Source organism: Allocoleopsis franciscana PCC 7113 (assembly GCF_000317515.1).
GTDB lineage: Bacteria > Cyanobacteriota > Cyanobacteriia > Cyanobacteriales > Coleofasciculaceae > Allocoleopsis > Allocoleopsis franciscana.
In genome coordinates this window covers 5,205,966-5,232,251 of sequence record NC_019738.1, presented here as the reverse complement: position 1 = coordinate 5,232,251, position 26,286 = coordinate 5,205,966, and the positions used below count along the sequence as shown (strand labels likewise).

General features: G+C 46.7%; 20 protein-coding genes. 12 read left to right on the top strand and 8 right to left on the bottom strand.

What is annotated here, in order from left to right; genetic code table 11:
* Nucleotides 1-224: 224 nt before the first annotated feature.
* On the top strand, nucleotides 225-704 hold the full coding sequence (gene msrA / locus MIC7113_RS21490) for a peptide-methionine (S)-S-oxide reductase MsrA (protein WP_015184291.1): 480 nt from the start codon (nucleotides 225-227) through the stop codon (nucleotides 702-704).
* Nucleotides 705-860: 156 nt separating this feature from the next.
* On the opposite strand, the gene MIC7113_RS21485 is transcribed toward msrA, so the two are convergent.
* The 3 genes from MIC7113_RS21485 to lepA all read right to left on the bottom strand — a co-directional run bounded on the left by MIC7113_RS21485 (nucleotide 861) and on the right by lepA (nucleotide 5,754).
* The gene (locus MIC7113_RS21485; protein WP_015184290.1) at nucleotides 861-2,252 is read right to left on the bottom strand and encodes a UDP-glucose dehydrogenase family protein; all 1,392 of its coding nucleotides are present in this window, start codon (nucleotides 2,250-2,252) and stop codon (nucleotides 861-863) included.
* 194 nt (nucleotides 2,253-2,446) lie between these two features.
* On the bottom strand, nucleotides 2,447-3,403 hold the full coding sequence (locus MIC7113_RS21480; protein ID WP_015184289.1) for a UDP-glucuronic acid decarboxylase family protein: 957 nt from the start codon (nucleotides 3,401-3,403) through the stop codon (nucleotides 2,447-2,449).
* Nucleotides 3,404-3,942: 539 nt separating this feature from the next.
* Complete coding sequence (gene lepA / locus MIC7113_RS21475) at nucleotides 3,943-5,754, bottom strand: translation elongation factor 4 (RefSeq protein WP_015184288.1); 1,812 nt, start codon at nucleotides 5,752-5,754, stop codon at nucleotides 3,943-3,945.
* A gap of 204 nt (nucleotides 5,755-5,958) precedes the next feature.
* On the opposite strand from lepA, the gene MIC7113_RS21470 reads away from it, so the two are divergent.
* The 6 genes from MIC7113_RS21470 to MIC7113_RS21445 all read left to right on the top strand — a co-directional run bounded on the left by MIC7113_RS21470 (nucleotide 5,959) and on the right by MIC7113_RS21445 (nucleotide 12,168).
* Nucleotides 5,959-6,189, top strand: a complete 231-nt coding sequence (locus MIC7113_RS21470; RefSeq protein WP_015184287.1) for a type II toxin-antitoxin system CcdA family antitoxin — start codon at nucleotides 5,959-5,961, stop codon at nucleotides 6,187-6,189.
* Nucleotides 6,190-6,323: 134 nt separating this feature from the next.
* A complete protein-coding gene (locus MIC7113_RS21465; protein ID WP_015184286.1) occupies nucleotides 6,324-8,030 on the top strand; it encodes an ATP-binding protein in 1,707 nt (568 codons plus the stop codon).
* Between the two features lie 147 nt (nucleotides 8,031-8,177).
* The gene (locus tag MIC7113_RS21460) at nucleotides 8,178-8,828 is read left to right on the top strand and encodes a DUF3386 domain-containing protein (RefSeq protein ID WP_015184285.1); all 651 of its coding nucleotides are present in this window, start codon (nucleotides 8,178-8,180) and stop codon (nucleotides 8,826-8,828) included.
* A 208-nt stretch (nucleotides 8,829-9,036) separates the two neighbouring features.
* Nucleotides 9,037-9,279: a NifU family protein gene (locus MIC7113_RS21455; RefSeq protein ID WP_015184284.1), complete on the top strand. Its 243-nt coding sequence runs from the start codon at nucleotides 9,037-9,039 to the stop codon at nucleotides 9,277-9,279.
* 93 nt (nucleotides 9,280-9,372) lie between these two features.
* Nucleotides 9,373-11,619 carry an alpha-amylase/alpha-mannosidase gene (locus MIC7113_RS21450; protein ID WP_015184283.1) on the top strand — a complete coding sequence of 749 codons (2,247 nt, stop codon included), beginning with the start codon at nucleotides 9,373-9,375 and terminating at the stop codon, nucleotides 11,617-11,619.
* Between the two features lie 150 nt (nucleotides 11,620-11,769).
* The gene (locus MIC7113_RS21445) at nucleotides 11,770-12,168 is read left to right on the top strand and encodes a translation initiation factor (RefSeq protein WP_015184282.1); all 399 of its coding nucleotides are present in this window, start codon (nucleotides 11,770-11,772) and stop codon (nucleotides 12,166-12,168) included.
* 247 nt (nucleotides 12,169-12,415) lie between these two features.
* On the opposite strand, the gene MIC7113_RS21440 is transcribed toward MIC7113_RS21445, so the two are convergent.
* Both MIC7113_RS21440 and MIC7113_RS21435 read right to left on the bottom strand, forming a co-directional pair.
* On the bottom strand, nucleotides 12,416-14,743 hold the full coding sequence (locus tag MIC7113_RS21440) for a GumC family protein (protein ID WP_015184281.1): 2,328 nt from the start codon (nucleotides 14,741-14,743) through the stop codon (nucleotides 12,416-12,418).
* A gap of 306 nt (nucleotides 14,744-15,049) precedes the next feature.
* Entirely contained in the window at nucleotides 15,050-16,714 is a 1,665-nt protein-coding gene (locus MIC7113_RS21435) for a polysaccharide biosynthesis/export family protein (protein WP_155898069.1), read from the bottom strand.
* Nucleotides 16,715-16,871: 157 nt separating this feature from the next.
* Between MIC7113_RS21435 and MIC7113_RS21430 the strand changes: the two genes are divergently transcribed.
* The 5 genes from MIC7113_RS21430 (at nucleotide 16,872) to MIC7113_RS33685 (ending at nucleotide 22,676) form a co-directional block, all read left to right on the top strand.
* Nucleotides 16,872-18,599 (top strand): S-layer homology domain-containing protein, encoded by a 1,728-nt coding sequence (locus tag MIC7113_RS21430; RefSeq protein WP_015184279.1) that lies wholly within the window; start codon nucleotides 16,872-16,874, stop codon nucleotides 18,597-18,599.
* A 23-nt stretch (nucleotides 18,600-18,622) separates the two neighbouring features.
* Nucleotides 18,623-19,249, top strand: a complete 627-nt coding sequence (locus tag MIC7113_RS21425) for a hypothetical protein (RefSeq protein WP_015184278.1) — start codon at nucleotides 18,623-18,625, stop codon at nucleotides 19,247-19,249.
* A 383-nt stretch (nucleotides 19,250-19,632) separates the two neighbouring features.
* A complete protein-coding gene (locus MIC7113_RS33690) occupies nucleotides 19,633-21,291 on the top strand; it encodes a hypothetical protein (RefSeq protein ID WP_015184277.1) in 1,659 nt (552 codons plus the stop codon).
* 32 nt (nucleotides 21,292-21,323) lie between these two features.
* Entirely contained in the window at nucleotides 21,324-21,737 is a 414-nt protein-coding gene (locus tag MIC7113_RS21415) for a hypothetical protein (protein WP_015184276.1), read from the top strand.
* 168 nt (nucleotides 21,738-21,905) lie between these two features.
* A complete protein-coding gene (locus tag MIC7113_RS33685; protein WP_015184275.1) occupies nucleotides 21,906-22,676 on the top strand; it encodes an FkbM family methyltransferase in 771 nt (256 codons plus the stop codon).
* Nucleotides 22,677-22,824: 148 nt separating this feature from the next.
* On the opposite strand, the gene MIC7113_RS33680 is transcribed toward MIC7113_RS33685, so the two are convergent.
* The 3 genes from MIC7113_RS33680 to MIC7113_RS21395 are packed head-to-tail and all read right to left on the bottom strand — an operon-like array spanning nucleotide 22,825 to nucleotide 25,834.
* Nucleotides 22,825-23,769, bottom strand: a complete 945-nt coding sequence (locus tag MIC7113_RS33680; protein ID WP_015184274.1) for a glycosyltransferase family 2 protein — start codon at nucleotides 23,767-23,769, stop codon at nucleotides 22,825-22,827.
* 15 nt (nucleotides 23,770-23,784) lie between these two features.
* Nucleotides 23,785-24,822 carry a class I SAM-dependent methyltransferase gene (locus tag MIC7113_RS21400; RefSeq protein WP_155898068.1) on the bottom strand — a complete coding sequence of 346 codons (1,038 nt, stop codon included), beginning with the start codon at nucleotides 24,820-24,822 and terminating at the stop codon, nucleotides 23,785-23,787.
* The gene (locus tag MIC7113_RS21395) at nucleotides 24,764-25,834 is read right to left on the bottom strand and encodes a glycosyltransferase (protein WP_226883491.1); all 1,071 of its coding nucleotides are present in this window, start codon (nucleotides 25,832-25,834) and stop codon (nucleotides 24,764-24,766) included. Before MIC7113_RS21395 ends, MIC7113_RS21400 begins: the two co-directional genes overlap by 59 nt.
* Between the last annotated feature and the right edge of the window lie 452 nt (nucleotides 25,835-26,286).

Sequence of the window (26,286 nt, the reverse complement as noted above, 5' to 3'; positions counted from 1 at the left end):
CAACAACCTGATATACTTAAGACGCTCTATTTTTTATGTAATCCGGATTTTTTCAAATTTAATTGCCCATTTGCTTTATTGCTCCATCGCCACACGTACACAACTATCGAGCAATAGGGTGAAGGATTTGCTCAAAGGTGAGTTTGTAGCGGCTACTAAGCCGATGAAATTCAGATAATAATAAGGAGTTAGAGAACTGCTCTAAATTGGAGTGAATAACACCAATGGAAAAGGCAACATTTGGAGCGGGTTGTTTTTGGGGCGTAGAGGCAGCCTTTCGGAAAGTTAAGGGAATAACATCCACTTCTGTGGGGTACATGGGAGGGCATTTCCCAAACCCTTGTTATCTCGATGTTTTGTCGAGAATCACAGGTCATGCAGAAGTGGCACAGGTCGAATATGACCCCAATCAAGTCAGCTATGATCAGCTTCTTGATGTGTTTTGGCATATCCACGACCCCACATCCCTAAACCGTCAAGGCCCAGACAGAGGGGAACAATATCGATCCGTCATCTTTTTCCACAATGCCCAGCAGGAGGAAGCTGCGAAACGCTCAAAACAGAAGCTGCAAAGGTCTGGCAAGTTTGACAAAGATATTGTGACGGAGATTAAGGCGGCGCAGGAATATTATTTAGCTACCGAGGAGCATCAGCAGTATTTCGAGAAAAAAGAGAAAGCCCAAGCGGGGCTTAGCCCCGCTTAGAAGGTTACCACTTGAAGGTTTGTAAGCTCAAGTTATCACCGATAAACCTGAAACCTAGCACCTTAGGCGAATCATGGTTCTTTGAGTACTAGGATATCTGGCTTGGTTAACGCGAACGGCAACCGATAAGCTCACAAATTTCAACGTTCAACTCTTCTATCGACCAATTCCTCGGAAGTGGAAACCGGCACGTTCTAGCATTTCCCGGTCTAGGAAGTTGCGACCATCAATCATCACGGGATTGTTCATCAACTGTGCCATCTTGGCATAGTCCAGCTTACGGAATTGTTCCCAGTCGGTGACGAGGACTAAAGCATCGCAACTGTCTGCGAGTCGTTCTGGATCGGTTTCCACAAGCACGCCCGATAGTCCGTGACGCATTCCAGTTTGGGAAATAATGGGGTCGTAAGCTTTAACTTTTGCGCCCAATCGGTTGAGTTGCTCAATCAAATTGAGTGCCGGGGCATCGCGCAAATCATCAGTATCGGGCTTAAACGTTAAGCCGAGTAGTCCAATGGTTTTCCCCTTGAGAATTTTCAGTTCTTGCTGAAGTTTTTCCAGGGAAATCAAGCGCTGGCGATCATTAACACTAACCGCCGCTTTGAGCAGTTGAGCTTCATAGCCATAATCATCGGCGGTATGAATCAGCGCAGAGACATCTTTGGGGAAACAAGAACCACCCCAGCCAATGCCAGCTTGCAAAAATTTACTCCCAATCCGGGAGTCTAAGCCAATGCCTTTGGCAACTTGAGTGACATCAGCACCGACGCGATCGCAAATATTGGCAACTTCGTTGATAAAGCTAATTTTAGTGGCTAAAAACGCATTTGCCGCGTATTTAACCATCTCAGCCGAGCTAATGTCTGTCACCAGCACCGGCACTGGAGGCAATGATTTATCTTCTGCAAACTGGCGCTCGGTGATGGGAGTATAGAGTTCCTTCATCATGGCGATCGCCCGATCACTGGTACTCCCCAGAACAATTCGGTCTGGGTTAAATGTGTCGTAAATGGCTGACCCTTCCCGCAAAAACTCTGGATTACTCACTACGTCAAACTGGGTGCCACTTTGTGATATTGCTTCTTCTCCAGGAACGCCACCCGCCGTCACCAACGCCGCCTGACGTTCTGCCACACCATCAAGCACAATCATCCGCACCCAATCACCAGAGCCAATCGGTACGGTAGACTTATTCACAATCACCTTATAGCCGCCATCCAGATGGGAACCAATGCCGCGTGCTACAGCTTCAACGTAACGTGTATCGCTTTCACCGTTCGCTAGGGCAGGTGTTCCTACGGCAATAAACAAAATTTCGCCATGAGCCACGCCCGCTGCGAGATCTGATGTAAACTCCAGATTCCCAGCATGACTGGCTGCCTGCATAATTTCTGACAGTCCAGGCTCGTAGATGGGGGAGTGTCCCGACTTCATTAACTTGACTTTTTCTTCATTATTGTCCACGCAGATGACGTGATGCCCAATGTGCGCTAAGCAAGCACCCGTCACCAAACCGACATATCCAGTCCCAATCACACAAACACGCATACTCTTGCTCCTGGCTAATACAAATAGGAGTTAGGGAAGCTCAGCTCTTTGAAGCTCTCAAGACTTATACACGAGGTCTAGAGGCATCGCAACCCCTTCTTCTCTAGCCTCTACTCATAGTATTTGGCACAGGATTGCTCACTCTAGGTTAAGTCTTGTATCCTTTTTGGGCACCCTGAGTTTCAATGGATTCCTTAAATGGAAGCTAAGCGATATTCTTCAGCAGAGGCTATACGATTTTGAAAATCCTCCACTGTCAGTTTTAACCCTTCTTGTAAGGGTACAGTAGGTTGCCAATTGAGCAAAGTCTGGGCTTTTGTAATGTCGGGACGGCGGCGGCGCGGGTCATCCTGCGGAAGAGTTTTAAAGATAATTTCAGCATCCGGATTCACCATCTTCTGCACCGCCTGAGCGAGTTCCAGAATTGTGTATTCACCAGGATTCCCTAAATTAATCGGTCCGGTATGCTCACCATTCATCAACCGCATTAGTCCATCGACTAAGTCAGAGACATAGCAGAAGCTACGGGTTTGAGAACCATCCCCATAGACGGTTAAAGGTTGACCTCTCAGGGATTGCACCACGAAGTTGCTGACAACCCGACCATCATTTTCGAGCATACGAGGTCCATAAGTGTTAAAAATTCGAGCTACGCGAATTTCTACATTATTTTGCCGATGGTAGTCAAAGGCTAGGGTCTCTGCGACTCGCTTACCCTCGTCGTAACAGCTACGAATACCAATGGTATTAACGTTTCCCCTGTAATCTTCTGATTGAGGATGAACTTCCGGATCGCCGTACACTTCTGACGTAGATGCTAATAAGAATCTTGCTTTTACCCGTTTGGCTAACCCTAGCATGTGCAGAGTGCCCATGACATTGGTTTTGATGGTCTTAACGGGATTGTATTGGTAGTGAACTGGCGAAGCTGGACAAGCGAGATGGTAAATTTGGTCTACTTCTAACCGAATCGGTTCGGTGATGTCGTGGCGAATCAGTTCAAAGTAGGGGTTGCCTAGCCATTTCAGAACGTTACGCTTGTGGCCGGTATAGAAGTTATCTAAGCAAATAACATCATGCCCCTCTGCCATTAGGCGATCAATCAAGTGGGAGCCGATGAAACCGGCACCGCCTGTAACCAGAATTCTCATAGTTTTACGTACAGATCTACCAATCTTGCAGCACTATGCTAATCGCTTTCAACTCTAAGTGCCACAAATTCTGAAATTCGTCCTGAAGAATGAACTGGAGCCAAGTAAAAGGTTACATGGCACAGCCATATCTAGGCATAGGCATGAAGTAGCCTCCTCAGTCGTCATTTTTCTCTTCTGCAATTAAAGATTGCATCAATTTTAGATGAGGATGAAGAGTTCATAGTAAGCCACTCGAATCTATCAGGTCTCATCTTTACGATCGCTGAAACTTCGGAAAGCGATTACGAAATTAAGGATAACCAAGTCCTCATCGATAAAAAAGTCGTACCCGTGCTGCATCAGTACGACCGAGTGCCAAAGCTCCAATCGATGGTTCATAGTTTGTATCCATCCGCCTTGGGCTACCCCCTTTCAATAGATTGAGCTTAGAGCGTCGATCAAGTCATCAAGATTTGCTGAAGATTGTTAGTAGGGGAGTAGAAGGGGCATATTGCAATAGTCCCTTCTAACACTCACCCCATTTCCGGATTGAAGTCCTACTGCGGATCGAGGCGCAACACTGCCATAAACGCTTCCTGCGGGACATCCACAGTACCAACGGATTTCATCCGCTTCTTCCCTTTTGCCTGTTTCTGAAGCAGTTTCTTCTTCCGGCTGATGTCGCCGCCATAACATTTGGCGAGTACGTCTTTGCGTAAAGCTGGGATATGTTCACTGGCGATCACGCGACTGCCAATGGATGCTTGGAGGGGAATCTTGAATTGATGACGGGGAATCAGTTCTTTCAATTTTTCCACCAAGGAACGACCCACATTGTAAGCTTTATCTCGGTGAACAATCATTGCCAAAGAATCAACAGGGTCACCATTAATCAGAACATCTAACTTGACGAGTGTGTTTTCTCGGTAGCCAATCAGATGGTACTCCATGCTAGCGTAGCCGCGAGAACGGGACTTCAACTGGTCAAAAAAATCCGTTACGACTTCTGCCAATGGCAATTCATAAACTAACGTCGTTCGCCCTTGGGTGAGATATTTCATGTCCTTAAACACCCCACGTCGATTTTGACACAGTTCCATCAGGGTGCCAACGTAGCTTTCAGGAGTAATCATCTCCACTTGGACATAGGGTTCAGCAATACTTTCCCGTTCGTTGGGTGCCGGGAGTTTGCTAGGATTGTCAATCTCGAAGACTTCGCCTTTATTCGTTGTGACTTGATACACCACAGACGGCGCGGTAATGATTAAATCTAGATTGTATTCTCGCTCCAGCCGCTCCTGAACGATCTCCATGTGCAACAAGCCCAAGAAGCCACAACGGAAGCCAAAACCCATAGCGCTGGATGTTTCCGGCTCATAATGCAGTGCAGCATCATTCAGCTTCAGCTTCTCTAAGGCATCCCGCAAATCTTCATACTGATCCGCATCGATGGGGAATAAGCCGCAAAAGACCATCGGTTTGGCTTCCGCATAACCAGGCAAGGGAGCCTCGGCAGGTTTCGCTGCCTGGGTAATCGTATCACCAACACGGGCGTCTTCTACAGCTTTGATGGCGGCGGCTAGGTAACCCACCTCACCAGCATGGAGTTCATCGACTTGGATTTGGGTGGGGGAAAGAATACCAAGCTCATCAATCTCGTACTCTTTGTGGGATGCCATTAAGCGGACTTTGTCGCCTTTTTTAACCGTTCCATCCACAACTCGGAAATAAACAATCACACCCCGGTAAGGGTCATAGTAGCTGTCAAAAATTAATGCACGCAGGGGTTGGTTTACCGTATCCTGGGGAGGAGGGATTAAATGGACGATGGATTCTAAGATTTCATGAATTCCGATGCCTTCCTTTGCCGAAGCCTTGATTGCCCCGCTACAATCAAGACCAATGATCTCTTCGATTTCGCTCTTAACTCGTTCAGGATCGGCTCCGGGTAAGTCGATTTTATTCAGAACCGGGATAATTTCTAGGTCATGCTCCAGTGCTAAGTAAACATTAGCCAGAGTTTGTGCCTCAACGCCCTGAGATGCATCTACAACCAACAAAGCTCCTTCACAGGCAACGAGAGATCGCGATACCTCATAAGAAAAATCGACGTGACCGGGTGTATCAATGAGATTGAGGACGTATTGCTCACCATCGCTGGCGGTATAGTTCATCCGTGCAGCTTGCAGCTTAATTGTAATGCCCCGTTCCCGTTCCAAATCCATATTGTCCAGGAACTGTTCCTTCATCTGCCGCGCCTCGACTGTGCCCGTCGTCTGTAGCAAGCGATCGGCTAAAGTGGATTTCCCATGATCGATATGGGCGATGATTGAAAAGTTACGAATGCGAGAGACAGGAACGTCAGTCATATCAGGGTGACAACAAGAAAGGGCTGTAAAATTCAATAGCGCTTAACTTATTTTAATGTTTTTGCCTACAAAATCGGGAGATCCCCCTCTTAGGGAATGGCTTCGAGGCTTCATTAAAGATACCCTTTGGGCGTGTGCAGAATCGAAAGACGGCGAATTGATAGTTATCGTAAAATGTTTATTAGGGAACCTAACACTGGGCTTATGAACGATCATGCCGTACATAGAGAGCCTTCAACTGACAAAGAAGAAATCTCTATTCATTTGGATTCAGAACTATTAGAGCAAATCCAGCACCTAACCAATGATCCGAGTCGGGTTATTGAAACAGCAATTCGTCAGTGGCTAAGAGGTGAACGGGAACGGGATGACGAACTGACCCGTGCCTTAGACCGCAATCCCCCCGTGCCTCCACGAGGCGAATGGAATGATTGAGGTCAAACAAACAAGTATCGGCTGTTGCTTTAAAGCCAAATCTTTAAAGTTTGAGCTACGCCCCGTTCCCTTTCGGTCGCATCGCTCCAGCCAATCATTTTTTTTGTCAACTCGCAGTTTCCAGGTCTTGTCTGATGACTGCTCCTGTTAATTTACAACATCCTCTTTCTGGGTATACCGATATGGAATCTGCTACTGCACCAAGCAAATCGAGCTTTTTGCAGGGGTTAGGGTCCGAACTTGTGTTTACTCAGGATGCATCTGGTCAGTACCACTCATTTTACTGGCAAGGCGCTGAGCGCTATGGTCTGACAAACGAACAAGTGCTTGGGCTTCCCCTACGTGAAACATTTCATCCGATCGCGGCTGACGCCTATCTAGAACAAATTCAGCGAATTCTGGAGCAACGAACTCCTGAACGTTGCATCCACTCGTTGGCCTACAAGGATCAACTTTTACCGTTTGAGTTGGTGATCAGCCCCATTTTACAAGCCGATGGCAAAGCAACAAGGGTGCTGGTCATGGGTCATTTGTTGCCGGAAGCCTCGGTACAACAAGTTATTGACTCTTTTGTCCCTCTAAGCTTAGACCCCAACTCTAAGCTTCTAACTCAAATTGCTCGTAAAATCCGTCGTACCCTCGATTTGGATACAATTTGGCAAGAAACGGTCAAAAGTCTAGGGAAGGCGCTTCAAGTCAGCCACTGCATGATTTGCTCGTACAAACCAGACGATCCAGAAGTCCGAATCAAGGCAGAATACTCCCAAGACTCGCGTCGCTCCAACGTGGGGAAAAAGCTGGATCTGGCAGAGGAACCCTCCCTGAGACAAGCGCTGTTTAGTCGCGAACCCGTCGTGGTTGAGCAAGCCACAACCTCAGAATGCCAAAAGCAATCCGTGCTAGTGGTTTCTACTACCTATACAGACCAACCCAATGGTTTGATTAAACTACAACAGTGCGATCGCCACCGGCTCTGGAGTGAGGCAGAAATCGAATTGGTGAGGGAACTGGCTGAACAAGTGGGAACTGCGATCGCCCATGCCACCCTCTATAAAGAGTTAGAAGAAGCTCGCGAACAAGCTGAAGCGGTTTCTCGGCTGAAAAGCCAATTTCTCGCCAACACAACCCACGAGTTACGAACCCCTCTCAATGGCATTATCTGTAGCCTTAAGCTGATCATTGACGGCATGGTAGATACGCCTGAAGAACAGGCGGAATTTATGGATGATGCCCATAAATCAGCGCTGCATCTATTGGACATCATCAACGATATCTTAGATATCGCCAAAATTGAAGCCGGTAAAATGGAGCTGGAATTAGGCCAAGTTCAGCTCAATGAACTGCTGGATGATGTTCGAGATTTTACTCAGAATCAAGCTCAACAAAAGAACCTCAGTTTCAATGTTGAGCTACCCAATACTCGTGATGAAATCATTGTATACGGGAACTATCAGCGGCTCCTGCAAATTCTCTTAAATCTGACTGGCAATGCGATCAAATTTACCCACGAAGGTGGGGTAACCATTAGTGCTGAAGTCCTCAGGAAAAAAGTACCGTTTAAGGATCAGGAATTCCCCGGTATGGTTAAAATCCGAGTTGCTGATACAGGGATTGGTGTTTCTCTGGATAAGCAAGACAAGCTATTTCAGGCTTTCAGTCAGGTGGATGGTGAACGCACTCGTCAATATGGCGGCACAGGTTTAGGTCTGACTATCTCTCAACGACTCGTGGAAACGATGGGAGGTGTTGTCAACTTTTATAGTATGGGTGAAGGATTAGGCTCAACCGTTACGTTTACGGTGCCACTTTATCAGGAACCCATCCAGCCGAGTGCGTCCTGATGGACTGAAGAATGACATAATAAGTCAAAAGTCAACTGTCAAAAGTCCAATTTTCAATCCATTTTTGGTTCGGCAATTTTTGGCTGAGAAGTTCAATACTCAGTAAAGATTCTTAAACTAGAGAGTGTTGATTGATATTAAGGATTTATGACAGAGCAAACCAGCGCTCGTGAGTTGTTTCAAGCTGCCTACGAAAACCGCTACACCTGGGACGCCAACTTCCCAGGTTACCGTGCGGATATCGAAATTAAGCAGGGTGATGAAGTCTACAAGGGGGAAGTTCGGATTAATGGTGACCTTACAGTAGAAGTTGCTGGCATTGAAGACGAAAAAGTTCAAGAAAGCGTTTATAACCAAATGCGGGATATTGTTACCCACCGTAAGCGCTCATCCTTTGAAAAGGCTCATGGCAAGAATGAATTTAGCCTCGGTGAAACAGACGCTACTGGTGCTGTAGAAATTCGGGTCAAGGGCGATGCCATGGGGTCGAATTACAAAGTCCGAGGTACCGAAATTTGCCAGGTGAGCCGGGTGATGGGACCGATGGCGTTTACGATTAATACCAATGAAAGCTTAGATACCGGGGAAGGCTATGTTTCCACAGGCTACAACGCCATCTTCCGAGAGGCTAAGACGGGCAATCTCAAGACCAAACGAGAGTTTGAGGAAACCTATGAGAAAGTCGGCAATTATTATGTCATGACGCGCCAAGTCGTTCACGCGATCGATGGAGACAATCGACTCACTACCGAGTTCGGCTTTTCTAATATCAAACTCCTCGAACCCGTAGCGGTTTAATCCTGATCGATTCGCTATGATCTTTCAGTGATTAGCGAGCTGATTGAGCTGGTATAGAACACAACCAATCTAAACGATTCGTTCTTCCGATGTGCCAGACAACGAAGCTAATTGCTGAAAGCTAGTCTTTCTGCTCTACTCAAGGAAGCTAGGATGAAGATAGCTGCGATTCAATCAAAAAATCACAAAGCACAAAGGATGAACAATTATGTCCCAAGCAATGGCGCTAACTCCTGAGAACGTCGAAACAGTTTTGGATGACTTGCGTCCCTACTTGATGGCGGATGGTGGAAATGTCGAACTCGTCGAGTTAGATGGCCCGATTGTTAGACTTCGGCTTCAAGGTGCCTGCGGGTCTTGCCCCAGTTCAACCATGACCCTGAGAATGGGGATTGAGCGGCGCTTACGCGAATTCATCCCAGAAATTGCTGAAGTTGAGCAAGTCATGTAGCCGTTTTGAGTTAAAAGTTAAGAGTTAAGACGGGGAGGACTGTCATGATCTTCCCCAACTCTTGACTCACACGTCTCATCCGACTCAAAACGCATGTCTTATCCCTTATACGTCGCTTTTATCTGGCATCAGCACCAACCCTTGTACAAATGTCGCGATCGCGGATCGGGTACTCTAGGGCAATACCGTCTACCTTGGGTGCGGTTACATGGTACAAAAGACTACTTAGATTTAGTGCTACTTTTAGAGCGCTATCCCAAGCTGCATCAGACAGTGAACTTGGTTCCTTCGCTGATTTTGCAGCTCGAAGATTATGTCGCGGGTAAAGCGTTCGATCCCTATCTGGAAGTGGCTTTGACACCCAGCGAACAGCTCAACATCGAACAGAAGCAATTTATCATCGAGCATTTTTTTGATGGCAATCACCACACCCTGATTGACCCCCATCCTCGCTACCGGGAACTGTACGGGTTGCGACAGGACAAAGGAAGGGAATGGTGTCTGGATAATTGGACGCTCGAAGATTTTAGTGACTTGCTGGCGTGGCACAATCTAGCCTGGATTGACCCTCTGTTTTGGGATGACCCAGAGATTGAGGGATGGTTAAAGCAAGGGCGGAATTTTACCTTAAGCGATCGCCAACGCATTTATTCCAAGCAGAGAGAAATCATCGGTCGGATTATTCCCCAGCACCGGAAAATGCAGGATGCCGGTCAGCTAGAAGTGACCACAACACCCTACACCCACCCCATTTTGCCCCTACTGGCAGATACCAATGCAGGGCGTCGGGCTGTCCCTCACATGAACTTGCCCCAACATCGATTTCAGTGGGAAGAAGATATTCCCCGGCACCTGAAGAAATCGTGGACGATGTATCAAGACCGCTTTGGTCGAACTCCGCGTGGGTTGTGGCCTTCGGAGCAGTCCGTTAGCCCTGAGGTTTTACCTTACATTGCTCAACAAGGGTTTGAGTGGATTTGCTCCGATGAGGCGGTGTTGGGGTGTACGCTGAAGCACTTCTTCCACCGGGATGAGGCCGGGAATGTGGTAGATCCGGAGGTACTCTACCGTCCCTATCGCCTGGAAACCCCTTATGGCCCTCTGGCGATCGTATTCCGAGACCATCGCTTATCGGATTTAATTGGTTTTACTTATGGAACCATGGATGCGAAGCAGGCTTCTAGCAACTTGGTGGGACATTTAGAAGCAATTTCTCGTTCTTTAAAATCTCGGCAACATGAAGGTGGCACCTCCTTAGAAAACCCATGGTTGGTCACCATTGCTCTAGATGGGGAAAATTGCTGGGAGTATTATTACAAAGACGGCATCCCCTTCCTAGAATCGCTTTATCAGACCCTAAGCGACCATTCAGATATCAAGCTGGTAACGGTGAGTGAATTTATCGAACAGTTTCCAGCCACCGAAATTATTCCATCAGAACAACTCCACAGTGGTTCCTGGGTGGATGGTAGCTTCACCACTTGGATTGGAGACCCTGCCAAAAATCGAGCTTGGGACTTGCTGACAGAAGCACGGCAAGTCTTAGCGAATCATCCAGAAGCGACGGAAGAAAATAACCCAGAAGTTTGGGAAGCCTTGTATGCGGCGGAAGGTTCAGATTGGTTCTGGTGGTTTGGCGAGGGTCATTCCTCTAACCACGATGCCATATTCGACCAGTTATTCCGGGAACATCTCAGCGCCATTTACACCAGCTTGAATGAGCCGATTCCTCGCAATCTTAAAAAAGAGGTAGAAATCCACGAAATTCGGGGAGACCATCAACCCGAAAGTTTCATTCACCCTGTGATCAATGGCAAGGGAGATGAGCAGGATTGGGATAAGGCGGGTCGTCTGGAGATTGGGGGCGCACGAGGTACAATGCACCGCAGCAGTGCAGTTCAGCGCCTATGGTACGGGGTCGATCACCTCAACTTTTACCTGCGCGTTGACTTCAAGAGTGGGATGCAACCGGGTAAGGACATTCCCTCAGAATTGCACCTGTTGTGGTTTTACCCCGATCAAATTATGCACAACAGTCCTGCACCGATCGCAGAATTGCCGGAAGAGGCACCGTTGAACTATCTGTTCCACCACCATCTAGGGATTAATTTGCAAACGGCCTCAACTTGGTTTGAGGAAGCTGGGGAGCATCTACTTTGGCATCCCAGAGCCAGTCGTGCTCAAGCTGCATTTGAGCAGTGCTTGGAGGTGGCAGTGCCTTGGGCCGATTTACAAATTAGCCCCGATTATCCGATACGGCTGACTTTAGTTTTTGCTGATAATGGGATTTACCGTACTTATGTACCGGAGAATGCTTTGGTTCCCATTACGGTACCGTAGCAGCAGAGTCTAATTTTTGCGCCAAGGTGAATCAATAATACTTGAAGTATGAAGGTTGAATTATAAACATAACGACTTGTTTACCAGGGGTTACCTGAGAAAGTAAAAATTCATCTTTCATACTTCATCTTCACTATTTTGTTAAAAGGTATGACTTCATCAAAATCAAACCGGAAATCGTCTAATTCTCAATCCTCTAGCGATAGCCAAAAAGGGGATGCCACAGGCAATCGTGTTGTTTACCAAGAGTTTGGTTCGGGCAGTAAGCCGGCTGCCACTGAACGAGCTGTTCAAGAACTACCTGCCAATCAACAAGATTTGAGGGTACAAGCTTCCCGTAAGGGACGTAAGGGAAAAACGGTAACCGTCATTAGTGGATTTCAAGCCACGCCCGAAACTTTAGCGAAGTTATTAAAGCAACTCAAAACCCAGTGTGGTAGTGGGGGTGCGGTAAAGGATAATACCCTAGAAATTCAGGGTGACCATACTCAAAAACTTGTTCCACTGCTGATTCAGATGGGTTATAAAGCCAAGATTAGTGGTGGTTAATGGGTTGAAAAGTTGCGAACAATGATAATAGGATTATTCTGCCTCAGTAGGTGACTTTATCGCCTTTTCTTTTAATTTTTTAGAGGTAAGCTTTTGTCAACGATTAGAAAAGGTAGGATTTTTACGATTAAACTTCCAACCCCAAATTCAGAACATTTGATACAAAATCCGTCTTGATAACCCCCTTTTCAGCTTAGGTTTTTTGTTCCATCTGCCATCTACCTTATCCCCACTAAAAAAGGGGTAGTTAACCCATCCTTTTTTGCAACAGCTTCTTCGCCTTCATCACTTCTGATTCAGTTGGGGCATAGTAGTGTTGATAATGATAGTAAGATTGGGTGGTATACCCCTTGACACCGTTGGCAACCACACCTAAAACAGTAGCGTTAGAAATTCTCAGCCGATCTAAGGATTGCATCATCATTGACCGATCCGTTTTACCCAATCCTCCTACCATGACAACCCCATTGGTATGAGCGGCCAAAAGTTGACCATCCGCCAGTCCTAGGACAGGGGGTGTATCGTAAATCACCAGGTCAAAAACGGCATGAAATTGCTCCATCAGATACAGCATTTTCTTAGAAGATAGGAGCCGAGTGGGGTCAGGTGGAAGCTGACCAGCGGTTAAGACATACAAGTGATCCCACATCGGTAATCGCTGGATGGCTTGTTTCGCCGTACATCCAGTGGCAATTACGTTACTCAGACCAATTTGGTTTTCCAAGCCCAAAACTTTATGCACCTGTGGTAAGCGCAAGTCAGCATCGACTAGCAGTACCCGTTGCCCCATTGCTGCCGCCGCTTGAGCGAGGTGAACGGAAACGGTCGATTTGCCATCGCCTGGTGTTGCCGAGCTAATCACAATGGAGTGAATAGGTGTATCACTACCCAGAAAGCGAATATTGGTATGCAGAGAACGGAAGGATTCTAAAAAGGGCGATGCTTTATACCATTGGGGCTGGCGGCGATTGCCCTTTTTGGGTGTGGCATCTTCTGGCTCTGGCATTTTATCAGCCAAAGTAGCCGCAGGCATGATTTCTTTCAGTTGTTTGCTGTAGGGAATGACACCCAGCAGTGGCAGTTTAGTGCGGTCTTTGAGTTCATCGGGAGAGTGGAAAACATTGTCTAAACGTTCGACCATTAAGGCAACAACCGTGCCCAATAATAAACCCGCGATCGCACCTAAAATAAGGTTCCGCTCATTATTAGGAGAAACCGGAAATTTAGGCACTTCAGGTTTTAAAATGATTTCCCAAGGCAGAGATTTCTGGGCAACTTCAATTTGCAATCCCTCCCGAACCCCCAGAAAGCGATTTAAGCTCTCCGTCGCCACATTCAGTTCTCGTTGTAAATCGGTGTATTGGCGAGCAACCACCGGCATTTGTCTAACTTGCTGGTTTAACAGGCGTTCAGCTTGAGCGATCGCCTTTTGTCGCATTTGCAAAACTTGAATTTGGTTAGCGGCATCTACCAGTTGCTGTGACAGTTGGTTACGAATCGAACTCGGTGAATCATTGGTGACACCGGCCTGTTGCAGATTCGTCCCGATCACTTTTTGGGATTCTTGTTCCAGCAGAGGTAGGAGATTGCGCTGTTGGTTGCGTAGGGCAACAATGGTCGGGCTGTCTTCCGTAAAACGTGCTGACTCCTTAGCAATTTTGGCTTCAATTTCTTGTAGCTGGTTGAGGAGTTGTTGGTAGCGAGGAGCTTCACTGAGGCTAGTTGTCGCGATCGCCTGCTCCGGTTGCAACCCCAGTTGTGACGTAAGGGTAGCATACAGAGATTGGTTTTCTCTGATCTTGACTTGTGTGTCTACCTGCTGTTGCTCAATTGTATTCACCCGCATCGCGAGCTGTTGGGATTGGCTTTCCGGGTCGAGGAGTTCGTTGCGCTGCCGAAATGCTTGCAGATCAGCTTGGAGTTTGTCTACCCGCAGGCGTAGTTGAGGTAATTGACTATCCACAAACTCAATACCCTTCTTCAGGTTCATCTGCCGCTCTTGCAGTGAATAGCGCAAATAACCCCTGGCAACCTGGTGTAAGATTTCCCGAACTTTTTTGGCGTCTGTGTCCCGATAGCGGACTTCTAGAATTTTTGTTTCTTCCAATCGACCAATTTTGAGCTTAGTACTGGTAATTAGGGAATCGTAGCTAACGTCGGGATAGCGCTTTTGGATTTCTTTAAGAATGGGACTCATTAAATTCGGGCTACGCAGCACCTGAATTTGCGTGTCGTAATCCAGAACCGAATAGGGAACATCAGTGACACCGGGCACTTGTGCCAATTTGTTCAGCTTTCCCCCCTCGGCTGTGACCGGTTCGACCAAAAGCTGGAAGCGACTTTCGTATTTTGGCTCCTGACGAAAACTCCAAAAACCAATTCCCGAAGTTACAGCGATCGCGACCCCAGCAATGACAAGGGCACGACGCTTGAATACGGTCAATAGCTGCCGAAGATTGAGGTCATCATCATCAGGATTCTCTGGCGGTTTAGTGGGATAGATGAGCGGCATTGACGGCAAGCGCTTACCATTGCCATTCGGTAGTAATGGATCTTGAATATTGCCCATCTCCATACTTGCCCCCGCCCTTCTTGATAAATGGAAAGAATGTGGAAAAAATTTACTGGTTTATCTAATTCTGTATCTAGTATGCCTAGGATACTACACAGAATCTAGGCAGGGTGGGAATTGATGCTCCCTCGCCCTGCGGATCAAGGCTGAAGATTGCGAATCTGGTTAACCGCCTCCTTCCCCCTCATGCCATTCCCAATACTTGAGGCTCCCGAAAAGGTTAAGTCGGTTGTCGTCGGCACCAACGCTTGAACCCGAAAGACAACCGAAAAAACCGCTCATGATTAATTGCCAAGCCATCTAAACAGTTTAAAAACCAAACAGGTTTAAGAAGCCGAAGAAGTTAGTAATCGGTGACAAAACCGTACCCAGAGTATCCCCAATGCTAGCGACGGTAGAGCGTCTGACAACCACAACATCATTGTTGCGTAAAGTAGGATTACCTTCTTCATTAATGCCCTGAGCCAAATCGACCTCAACTTCTCGTTTGGAAACCGAGCCATTGGGATTGAGGCGAATTAGGTCAACCTTACTCTTCTTGGCGCGAGTGTTAAATCCACCTGCTGCCAGTATGGCTTGATTCAAGGGGGTGTTGGGGGGCACGGGGATAGCACCGGCTCGGGTCACTTCCCCAACCACGTTCACCACAATGGTATTGGGAGAAATACTCGCTCCAGCCAGTATGGTTGCCTCGGCGGGGTCAATCGCCGTGGCGGTAGGAATTGTAATGGTGTCGCCATTTTGTAAGATTACGTCTTGAGAGATGTCACCGGTACGCAACATCTCCCATAAATTGACCTCAATGACTTTGGATTGGCCTGAGCGAGTTGGACGCCGGATAGTGACAGAGCGTACATCCGCCTGGGAGGTAATCCCTCCAGCCACTTGAATCGCCTTGGTGATCGTTGGTGGGCCGCCCGCCGTGCCTCCGCCTGCCGCTACACCCGTCGTGGCACCGGTGACTGCGCCTGTAGCACCGCCCGTCCCGGCTCCTCCACCTGTGATTTCATAAGGGCCAGGACGAGCAACTTCGCCCACGATCGCAATATTAATCGGTTGAGCTTGTCGGTTGGCGAAACTAGCATCCGCCAGTGTCCGAGTGTCGGTGGGATTGACATCCGTAACCGTGGGGATAAACAGGGTGTCTCCATCTCTTAACGCTACATCTTGGGAGATGTCGCCCTGGTTTAATAAAGCCCAGAGGTTAATGGTGTAGGTTGTGGGTGAATTACGACGCCGGAGTTTGACCTCCCCTACAGCAGCCGCTTGAGTAATGCCACCCGCCAGAGTAATCGCCTGGGTGACGGTGGGAAATTGTCCTGCGACTGTACCAGCACCAGCGCCACCTTGAGCACCTGCGGTGTAAGTTCCCGGACGATTGACTTCACCCGCGACGGCAATCGTGACGGGGCGGGGAGCTAGGAGTCCTACGGTGACAAGGGGACGCCTCACGTAGCGAGCATAGAGTTGAGAAATGGTTTCACTGGCTTGTTGCAGTGTCCGCCCTCGCACGGTAACGGCACCAATCACCGGTAGGTTCAGGGTACCATCCACTAAAACCGCAAACTCGCCACTGTATTCAGGAACATCAAAGACATCAACTCTGACGCGATCGCCAGCGCCGAGGGTGTAAGGGGTTTCCGGTGGTAAGTTACTAAATCCAGAGGGGCGACTCCCAGCCGGAGGAGGGGGTGCCTCCGGGGATGAGGGAGGCGTGGAAAATGAGGGAATTGGGGAACCCTCAAGCGCAGATGCTGGAGGAAATGGAACATTGTTCGGATTAGGGGAAGGGGAAGTTTGTGAATCCCTAGGAGCTGGTAAGGTGGGAAGTTGGGCATGGCTAGGAGCGGGTACAGCCGTCGCCATCAATGTGATCAAGGTTAAACCCGCGATGGGTGGATTCAGGCGTTTCCTCATACCACTACCTGTCATACCGATTCGACAAAACATCTCAAAGGGTCTTTTTGGGCTCACTTTCAAACCGTCTCGATTAATCAAATGTTGACTCTCTTTACACCAAGTCACTCTATTTTTGGGGAAAGTTCCGGAAGATATAGTGATGACATAAAATAGACTAACCTCGTGTACCTTTGAGGTATTAACTCAACTGCACGCATAGTAGGAAATGGTGATGAGGAAAGCCAGATGCACGGGTCGTTTCTATCAAGTCAGCAAAAATCTACGCCTTTGGGCGCATATCTTAATCAGCTCTATCTTAAGCAGTACTATGCTATCCGCTGTGGCGGGTGTTGCCAATCCCACACCGCCCTCTCCTCCTAAAACGACAGCTAAGGCTTCTTCTGGTGGTTCTTTGGGTCAATCTCTCCTGAAAAATATGCTGGGAGCCGAGGCTCTTCGTCCCCAAGCTCCAGATCAGGGGAGCACTGTGCCCAACCAGAGCCAGCCCACCACCGTCAGTGTAGGGCAACAACAACCGGCAAGAGCAACCGCCATGCAACTGGCTCAGTACAGAACCTTTCCTGATGTTCAAGGTCACTGGGCACAGACATTTATTGAAACCCTAGCAGAACGGGGTGTGATTCTGGGTTTTCCCGATGGAACATTCCGACCCGATGACCCAGTAACCCGCGCTCAGTTTGCGGCAATGATTCGTAAGGCGTTTCCCCGAGCGGCTGAACGCCCAGGCACTCAGTTTGTGGATGTCCCTAGCAATTACTGGGGATTCGAGGCAATTCAAACGGCTTATCGCACAGGATTTCTGGAAGGATACCCCAACAGTATCTTCCTGCCTGAACAAAATATTCCTCGCGTTCAGGTGTTAGTCTCTCTGGTGACTGGACTGGATCTGTCTCCACCTACCCAAGTCGCCTCCGTCTTAAACAGTAGCTTTCAAGACGCTGCACAAATTCCTGATTTTGCCCGTCCTAAGGTGGCGGCGGCAACATTGAATCAACTGGTGGTTAACTACCCAAATGTTGCTCTCTTAAATCCCAACATCAACGCCACTCGCGCCGACGTAGCGGCCTTTATCTATCAGGCTTTAGTGAAAGAGGGTACTCTGCCACCCGTTAATCCTTCGGATATGGCATCACGCTATATCATTGGCTACCAACCCCCCGTTGCAACACAGCCTTCTCCCCCGCCCCAAAATGATCTGGCGGCTTTGAGACAACAGTATCGCCTTCCAGAACCGCCTGTTTCGACCATCACTCGGCGACTATTTGGCGGCGGCACCAGTATTAGTACACCCACAGGGTTTGGCGCTCAATGGCGTGATGCTTTTGTGGGCTTTGGCTATCAAGAACGAACCCGCTTTACGAATACTGATGATGGTGCCGTTACCGCAGGTTTTGGTTTAGGGGATGCCAGAAAGCTAGTGGCGGCTGAAGTCGCGGTCACCTCTTATTCTACCCTCCGGCAAGGTTTTGGGGAAAATGGTGGCGTGAGTTTTAAGGTACACCGCACCTTTACCAATGAGACGGGCGGTGACTTAGCCGTTGCCGTTGGTGTTGAGAATGCGATTGATTGGGGGAATAACGATGCAGGCAAGAGTGTTTACGGGGTTGTCACTAAAGTCCTTCCCCTAACTCAAGACCCCACTGATCCCTTAAGCGCGCTCACGGTTTCCCTCGGCTTAGGTGGGGGTCGTTTCCGTTCAGAAGAGAAGGTTAACAATCGAGAAGGCGGGACCAATGTGTTTGGTAGTGTAGCTCTAAAAGTGGCTGAACCCGTTAACCTGATTGCCGAATGGACGGGTCAAGATTTGAATTTGGGAGCCTCGATTTATCCCATTCGTGGTGTGCCCCTCGTGATTACCCCGGCGGCGGCTGATGTGACAGGTAATGCTGGAGATGGTGTCCGGTTCATTCTCGGTGTTGGTTACGGCATCCGGTTTTAAGTCATCCTTATCAAGGTAAAGTTATGAACATTAAACATCTTCCTTTACAGTTGAGCTTGGGTTTTGCCCTAGCGATTTCAGGTGTTGTTGCTCAAACCCCACAAGCTCAAGCGCAGTCAGGCAACCAGTCCGATATCACGGGTGTGATTATCACAACGAGTGATGTGGCGGGTGGTTTTAACTTTAGTGGTGGCGGTGGTGGTCGCCGCAGACTCATCGCTTTCGCCAACCCAGGAATTCAAAGTTCTGTCAACAGTGCCGCTATTTCAATTAATCAGCAGCTACAGCAGCAAAGCTTAGCGATTGTTGCGACAGATGCTTCTCAAGCGGCAGTCGCTCCAACCGTGCAGCAAACCTTGTTTATTATCCTGAATAACACGACCAATGTGGATGCCAGAGTGACGCAGTTTGTGAACGGTTTGGTCAATGCCGGAGCTGATGTGCAACTCTCCCGGAACTTGGTGCTTAGCATGGTGGGATTGACCGCCAATGGTAACGTTGAGGCCGCTCAGTGCCAGAACGTGATTCGTTCCTACAATGTGTTTATTGAAAGCAGTACGCTTGCTCTACTCACCAATAACCCTGATGAACTTCGGGCGATTCGCTCTGTGTTGGCCCAATTGTTGAATGCGGCTTATGCTAGCCGATAACGATGTAATTCATCCTCTCAGTTAGACTGGCCTCCACAGTGGTCGGTGAGCCAAAAGCTGACTTAATCAGGGAACTTAAGCATCGAAGGCAGGTCAAAGGAATAAGACTAATGGGCTTGCCGACTGGGAGCGCCTTTTAGGTATTAAAGTCGAGCCTGTACTCTTCAAACAGGCTGGACTTATTGGGTTTGCCACTCCATAGAGCAATGTGCAACGCTTTTTGGGTTTGCTCGCGTTGATATAGCTTAGCGCTGCTCAAATTTTTCTTTTAGAGAAAATTTATGCACAACTTTGCATCTTTGTCAATATATAAAGTTTAATTTATCCTGATTATTAACAGAGTTTCTGTAAAAGTGGACAGCATCTTTAATTAGGAGCTGTTTGTGTCAAAAGAGACTTTCACTCAATGTTCTCACCGAGATTTACTTTTTGAGCATCGACCTGATAAGAATCCAGTCAAGTTAGAGCTGAAAGATTTACCGAACCTATCCAAAAATGGGTTGGCTTCCCCTCTAAGGCAGGCTTCCAGTGTTGCCATTTATACCTTAGCTGCCCTTGCCGCTCAGGATTTTGCCCATCAAGCCTTTGCGGCTCCCGTAGTAGACCTTGCTCAACAATCACAAATTAAACAGGCAGGCGATGGGCTTCCCACGGCAGCAGAAGAAGCGAGGCTGGCTTCTAGCCAGAGTGCCGTTGCCTCGCCGGAATCCCTAAACGTACAAGAATTTGCACCGGAATTTGCTCAAGCTTCAGCACCTCTTGTCACTCCATCGAGCCTCGGCGAATCAGAAGCCGTTGCACCAACTCTGAAGACGGCAGCTTCTGAATCCATTCGTGCGAACATGGCACCGCCAGGAACAGAGGTGAGACTGGCGCGGACATCGGTTCAAAATGAGCCATCAATCCGGGGAGTGGAGACTGAGCCAAGTCAACAATTTCTGGAGCGGGAGGAAAATTTTTCCTCCACGGCTTCTGCCTCCCCTGCCTCCAATTCCCCATCCCCAAGCCGTAACCCGCAACTTGTTGCCGCGAAAAACCTTGCGGCTTTACAGAGCAACAGTGCGCGGGATTTACAGGGAGTTCCGACGTTGGAGTGGAGTGCAACGTCCCTCTCTAATCGTGAGATTCCCACTCTCCCAGGAACGGTCAATCCTGAGCAGACTAGGGACATTGTGGCACAGGCCACACCAACATCTTCCTGTCTTGCCTACGCTCCCGCCTCGCAGGAGGCTGTCAATTCTCAGCAGACAGGGAAGGTTGTCGCACAGGCTGTACAAACAAGATTCTGTCCTCCGGTTGAAACTTTGCGGCAGGCTGAAGGGTTGCAAAATGAGCTGCGGGATTTGGAGAACGTCAAAGTTGATCAAGGATTTGAGGCTTCACCCGCTCTGAGTATTTATATTCCTACTGGGTTTGGTGCGGATAACAATACCGGTTTTATCGGTGCAACGTTTCAGGAGCGAACCCGGTACAGTAACGTCAGTGATGGCGGTGCGGTGATTGGTGTTGGGTTGGGCGATGCACAAAAAGCGGTTGGTGTTGAGCTATCTTATACGACTGCTAGCTTTGGGGGTAGTCGAGACTTTGGGGGTGGCGGTTTTAATGCCAAAGTACACCGCCAAATTGGTGATGGCTTAGCCGTTGCCGCTGGCTGGAATGGCTTTGCTAATCTAGGCGGTCGTAATGACTTTGAAAATTCCATTTATGGTGTGGTTAGCAAAGTGTTCCGGACGCGAGACGACATCAACTCGCTCTTTAGCCGAGTTGCGGTTACGGCGGGTGTCGGTAACGGACAGTTCCGCACGGAAGATGCTGTAGCCAAGGATGATGGTGGAATCGGTGTTTTTGGTAATGTTGCGGTTCGTGTTGCTCGACCGGTTAGTTTAATCGCGGAGTGGAGTGGGCAAGACTTGGGAGTTGGGCTTTCACTCGCGCCCTTTAAAAACATCCCCTTGGTGATTACGCCTGCGGTGCGGGACATTGTGGGTGCTGGAGATGGGCCTCGATTTGTCTTAGGTACTGGCTTGGCATTCAAGTTTTAAATTACTCAAAACTCACATTAGGAGAAAGAATCATGCTTAGAACAAAATGGATGAGTCGGGTTCTATTCACGGCACTGTTGAGCAGTGGATTGTTCGCCATTCCTGCGAACGCTGGCAACCCAGCCGCCGGGAACCAATCCGATATTACGGGAGGCAACATCTGGAACAGCGTCTCACCCATCTTTAAGATGAATGGCAAGCTGTCTCCGGAAATTCTCAGTACGGCTCGACGCCTTGCTCAAGAACTGGATGAAGTCTCTCGTCGTTGCGGTAATGCTTCTGCACCCATGGGACCGCGCCGATTCGCTAGACGTCCAAGTCAAGTAGCCCTCAGCCCAGATTGCCAACGGCTGGATCAATTGGTGCAGGAAACCAGAACCTTTTTAGCGGATGTGAAGCGTTCTCAGTCCCAACAACAAAGTGCTACTCGTAACCGTATCTGGTAGATTGGTACGTTAGACTTCTTGCAAAAATAATTGGACAATTGGATGGGCAATGCGCCTCATCCCGCACGCCGTGAGCAAAATTATTGTGGGGTAGGCATCCTGCCTGCCCCAAACTTAGAGCTAAAATAACTTTTGCAAGAGGTCTATTGTCCAAGCACTTACCCCAAAATGCAGCTAAGTTCTTTGAAATTGCTAATTAAAGATTTCATAAAAGAATTTTTGTCTTTTTTAGGCTTAAAAATAAGCCGACGTAGTTCTGGATTATTTGGTGTAAAAAATAATTTTGTATATCAATTTGAGCCTACGAAAGGGGATAAATTTAACTGGCTTAAAACGATGAATATTAACACGGTTATTGATGTAGGAGCGCACCAAGGAGAATGGGCTTTAGAACTTTGTAAAATTCTAGGATATCCTAATTTTTATTGTTTTGAACCTGTAAGAAGTAATTTTCTAGAACTAAGTCATAACTTGAATTTACCAAATTTCAAATTATTCAACTTAGCTGTGGGCGATCGCCAAGGTAAGTTACAAATGTATCGTAACAATTTTTTACCAGGTTCTTCAATTTTAAAGTGTTCAGAGTTCCATCTACAAACTTTTCCATTTTCAGCTAATGAAGAAGTAGAAACTATTGATATTAATACCCTTGACGAAATTTTCAAACTCATAGATTTAAAAGATAATATCTTATTAAAAATAGATGTACAAGGATATGAAGATAAAGTTATTTTTGGAGCTAAAAATATATTGGAGCGTATCAAGGTAGTTATTGTAGAAACTTCGTTTTGTGAGCTATACGAAGGCCAAGCTTTGTTTACAGATATCTATCAACTATTATCTAAACAGGGTTTTATCTACTCAGGTAGCTTGGAAGAGCTGAAAAGTCCAAGGGACGGTATCCCTCTTCAACAAGATAGCCTATTTATAAAGAAGTGATCTTCTTATTGCCTCCGCTATCTCTACAAGGATTTATTAAGGTAGACGCATACGGGCTTGTCGTAATGCCCGACTCCCGGCACAGAGAATGTATACAAGAGGCAAAATAAGTCGATTTACTATCTCCATAAAAGCTTGCAGACGAGTCTTAGGTTTTGGTTAAATTTAAAAAAAGCTTGAGTCCCATCAGACGACGAACTAGCATTGGTAATCTAGGTTTTTTGACTACTCCAAAATACTCTCTTAACCATTGAGATGCGATGGATAGTGCTTGCTGCTCTACGATTACTGAATTTTTTTTTCGTGCCACAAGATACATTTGTGAGTAAGCCGTCATCAAATGTTCACATTGCGCTGGTGTGTAAGAGCGGTTCTTTTCTTGTAGGTACTGGCAATTCAATTCAATGGCTGCGTTGACTCCTTCAAACAACTTTTCAGGATTAGATACCTGGTTACGGCACTGAGGAGTGTGCAATCGATAGACAGCTCCTTGACTGTGTCCATAGGCAACTTTACATTTGTTGACTAACTTAAACCAAAAGGCAATATCTTCTGCTAAATACCGATCAAGTTGTTCAGGCCAATAGCAATCAGCCGACAAAACAGAGCGCTTAATTATAGCAGCATGGGGTGCCCAAGGAGTAAATGCGATCGCAAAATCCCGTAGTACCTGAATCGGTTGTCTTAAACCTGTTGGTTGTCTCAGTGTTTTCTGGGTAGGATTATCATCTGTAAATTCCTGCCAAGAGCAAGCAATAATCTCAGCCTCTGGATTTTTTTCGGCGGCTATTAACTGTTGCTCTAAATGATTGGGTTCTAGCAAATCATCGGCATCTAGAAACTGAATCCAGTCTCCTTGAGCTAAGTTTAGCCCGTAATTACGAGCAGCCCCTGGCCCCTGTTTTGGTGATTCCAAAAAATGAAGGCGTGAATCTTGAATTTCTTGAGCTTTTAAGAAGCTACCATCTGTTGAGCCATTTTCTACGATAAACATTTCCCAGTCCGAATAGGTTTGGGATAGTACGGACTGAATGGTTTCGGTAATGTAGGCCACTTTGTTATGTAGGGGAGTAATGATCGAGAAAGTTGGCATTTCAGAATTCTATTATCATTTTTTACGGAGCCATAAACCGGCACAATGGTGATAAGGGTCTTTTTCCCAGTTAACAACTCCGGGCCAAATATTAGCAACTTCCTGCGGGTAATCTACAGAGAGCCAATGATTGGCTAGCACAACTTCAAAGTGAGAATTGTAGGCCAAAAATGCCTCTAGCATATATTGCTCGTTCCAGGCCAAACGCTTCTCAATTAACCATTGCGGGGGGTAATCGTAGGGGAAAAATATATCATGAAAGTGAATCCAAACGCCACTAGCAAGAGCTGGTAAGATTTCCAGAATTTCTCGACATACATCACTGCCAAATTTTACGGTATGGGTGGAATCAATAAAAAGAACATCGCCAGAACTTAATTGCTCAAAAATTTTCAAATCGATATTTTCCACTCGTTCAATCAGTAGTTCAACATCAAGATTGGCTTCAACGAGTTGGGGTTCAGGATAAGGTTCAATACAAATGATTTTACCCGTCTTTCCCTCTTGTTGATTCTGAGCGATCGCCAAGGCCGCAATTTGAGTAGAATATCCACACCCAATCTCGATAATTTTCCTCGGTTTTATCTCTCTGATGAGCGTATAGTAGATTGCTGCATCGACTTCTGAGTAGAAATTATTAAAGAAATTAAATTTTAAATTAAAATCTTTGTCATCCTTAATATGAAAAATTTCTGATTGGTACAAACTTAATTTTTTAATCAGGTTGATTTGAGCTTCTAAATTCCAATCTATAGCCTTTGGAATTCGTCTTTTAAGAACCTGTTCTTGAGTAATATCTGAAAAGTTAGGTAGAGGGTCATAGTAGTGAAATTTTCGGATGTAGTAACCCCACTTATCGCCTAAAGTGGGATTTCGATGAAATAACCATAAGAATCTATTGATGAGGCGAAAAGGAGCCTTTTTGAAAATAGATAATAACAATCCATCTATGGCTTCATTCAAAATTTTAGGTAGCATCTCAAAATTCCTGAATCTATTGACCCGTTTTATAATTAATATTTGAAGAGGTAAACTGATAAAGACTATTAACAAACTGCTTTTGAATTTTTTCAGGATTAAACATTCCCTGAGCCATTTCTAAAGCCTTTTCCCCCAGACGTATTTGTTCCTCCGGTTGACTTGCCAGTTCTTTAATCGCTTTTACTAAGTCCTGTGCTACAGGAGAGGTTACCACTAATGCTGACTGATGTTTGCGTCCCCAGTGAACAGCCGAACTATAGTCTGGCCCCCAAATGATAATAGGCTTTCCAAACTGGCAATATTCTGGAATTTTAGAAGGAAAGCTTGTTTGCATCCGCATCTGGTCTGGCGGATTGAAAGACATAGCAACAAGTAGAGCACTCGCATCCCTAAGCACAGGCGCTATCAAGTCACTGGTCATAAACCCTCTGTAGATTTGAGCCGCTTTAACCTGCTTTACCAATAAATCTGGCCAATCTAGTGGTGGACCGAATAACTTTAACTTAAATTCAGGATACTCCTGAACTAAAGTAGACAAGTCTTGCATCATAGGGCCGTAAATGCCGGAAAGAGTTCCTGCATAAATTACTGTGAATGCATCTTCTATCGCCAACGGTGTTGGGGATTTTGCTTTTATGGATGGATTGGGAATAGGGTACAAAATATGTACGTTAGGATGGGTTCCTAATGCTTGTTGTATTTCTTCATCGACACAAAATACCATCTGGCTTTGCTGATAAAGTCTCTTGAATCGATTAGTTAAAAATTTTCGTGCAAATGTATGAACATAAGCCATATCAGGCCACCAATCATGAAAAATTGTCACTAGGGGAATATTAAATTCTTGAGAAATCTGTTGAGCTAGCCAACATAACTCATTGTGAGCTACGGTGAGAATGATATCAGGTTTATTATTTTTGATATAAGTGCGAATTTTTTGGCTGTTATGGAAGGTATTGAAACACTGAAATACATCGTGAAACCACTTTGCGAATCTTGTTCTTGCAAGTCGATTTAATAATCGATTGGCTTTAATCTCGATTATTTCTGCGGTTAGTAAACCTTGGCAATCATCGGTAGCCATTGCCAGACTCAATCCGGGAAAGTTTAAAAAATGTCTGTAAAGAAGTAACTCACCACCGGTGGTATTTCGTGGTAGCACTGAAGAGATGAGTAAAATTCTCAAGCTATTCATTGACTGTATTTCCAGAAGGTATTCCTTACGGGCGCTCGTCTGACATCTTAAACTCAGACAAGGGTTGGATAAAGGCAGAGAGTCTGCTAGTGTTTTAGTATCTAAGCTCAAGTATTGTAACTTGGTTTACAGTGTGGCGAGCAAGCGATAGGGCAAGCCATGGGGATGCCAATCCTCAGTCTTAGCTAGGCCAGCAGCAATCATTAAAAAGTGTTGTTCGCAATTGTAGCCTATGAGAGAGTTGTGAGATCGCAATCCAAGGAAGATGTTGTGTCCACCACAGCTTGACAATGATTACTACTCCCTTACCTAGCCAATTAAGTGAGTTGCAAACAAAAAAT

Excerpts from the sequence above, each read along its gene's own strand:
- msrA (WP_015184291.1), top strand. The coding sequence starts at position 225 with ATGGAAAAGGCAACATTTGGAGCGGGTTGTTTTTGGGGCGTAGAGGCA.
- MIC7113_RS21485 (WP_015184290.1), bottom strand. The coding sequence starts at position 2,252 with ATGCGTGTTTGTGTGATTGGGACTGGATATGTCGGTTTGGTGACGGGT.
- MIC7113_RS21480 (WP_015184289.1), bottom strand. The coding sequence starts at position 3,403 with ATGAGAATTCTGGTTACAGGCGGTGCCGGTTTCATCGGCTCCCACTTG.
- lepA (WP_015184288.1), bottom strand. The coding sequence starts at position 5,754 with ATGACTGACGTTCCTGTCTCTCGCATTCGTAACTTTTCAATCATCGCC.
- MIC7113_RS21470 (WP_015184287.1), top strand. The coding sequence starts at position 5,959 with ATGAACGATCATGCCGTACATAGAGAGCCTTCAACTGACAAAGAAGAA.
- MIC7113_RS21465 (WP_015184286.1), top strand. The coding sequence starts at position 6,324 with ATGACTGCTCCTGTTAATTTACAACATCCTCTTTCTGGGTATACCGAT.
- MIC7113_RS21460 (WP_015184285.1), top strand. The coding sequence starts at position 8,178 with ATGACAGAGCAAACCAGCGCTCGTGAGTTGTTTCAAGCTGCCTACGAA.
- MIC7113_RS21455 (WP_015184284.1), top strand. The coding sequence starts at position 9,037 with ATGTCCCAAGCAATGGCGCTAACTCCTGAGAACGTCGAAACAGTTTTG.
- MIC7113_RS21450 (WP_015184283.1), top strand. The coding sequence starts at position 9,373 with ATGTCTTATCCCTTATACGTCGCTTTTATCTGGCATCAGCACCAACCC.
- MIC7113_RS21445 (WP_015184282.1), top strand. The coding sequence starts at position 11,770 with ATGACTTCATCAAAATCAAACCGGAAATCGTCTAATTCTCAATCCTCT.
- MIC7113_RS21440 (WP_015184281.1), bottom strand. The coding sequence starts at position 14,743 with ATGGAGATGGGCAATATTCAAGATCCATTACTACCGAATGGCAATGGT.
- MIC7113_RS21430 (WP_015184279.1), top strand. The coding sequence starts at position 16,872 with ATGAGGAAAGCCAGATGCACGGGTCGTTTCTATCAAGTCAGCAAAAAT.
- MIC7113_RS21425 (WP_015184278.1), top strand. The coding sequence starts at position 18,623 with ATGAACATTAAACATCTTCCTTTACAGTTGAGCTTGGGTTTTGCCCTA.
- MIC7113_RS21415 (WP_015184276.1), top strand. The coding sequence starts at position 21,324 with ATGCTTAGAACAAAATGGATGAGTCGGGTTCTATTCACGGCACTGTTG.
- MIC7113_RS33685 (WP_015184275.1), top strand. The coding sequence starts at position 21,906 with ATGCAGCTAAGTTCTTTGAAATTGCTAATTAAAGATTTCATAAAAGAA.
- MIC7113_RS33680 (WP_015184274.1), bottom strand. The coding sequence starts at position 23,769 with ATGCCAACTTTCTCGATCATTACTCCCCTACATAACAAAGTGGCCTAC.
- MIC7113_RS21395 (WP_226883491.1), bottom strand. The coding sequence starts at position 25,834 with ATGGCTACCGATGATTGCCAAGGTTTACTAACCGCAGAAATAATCGAG.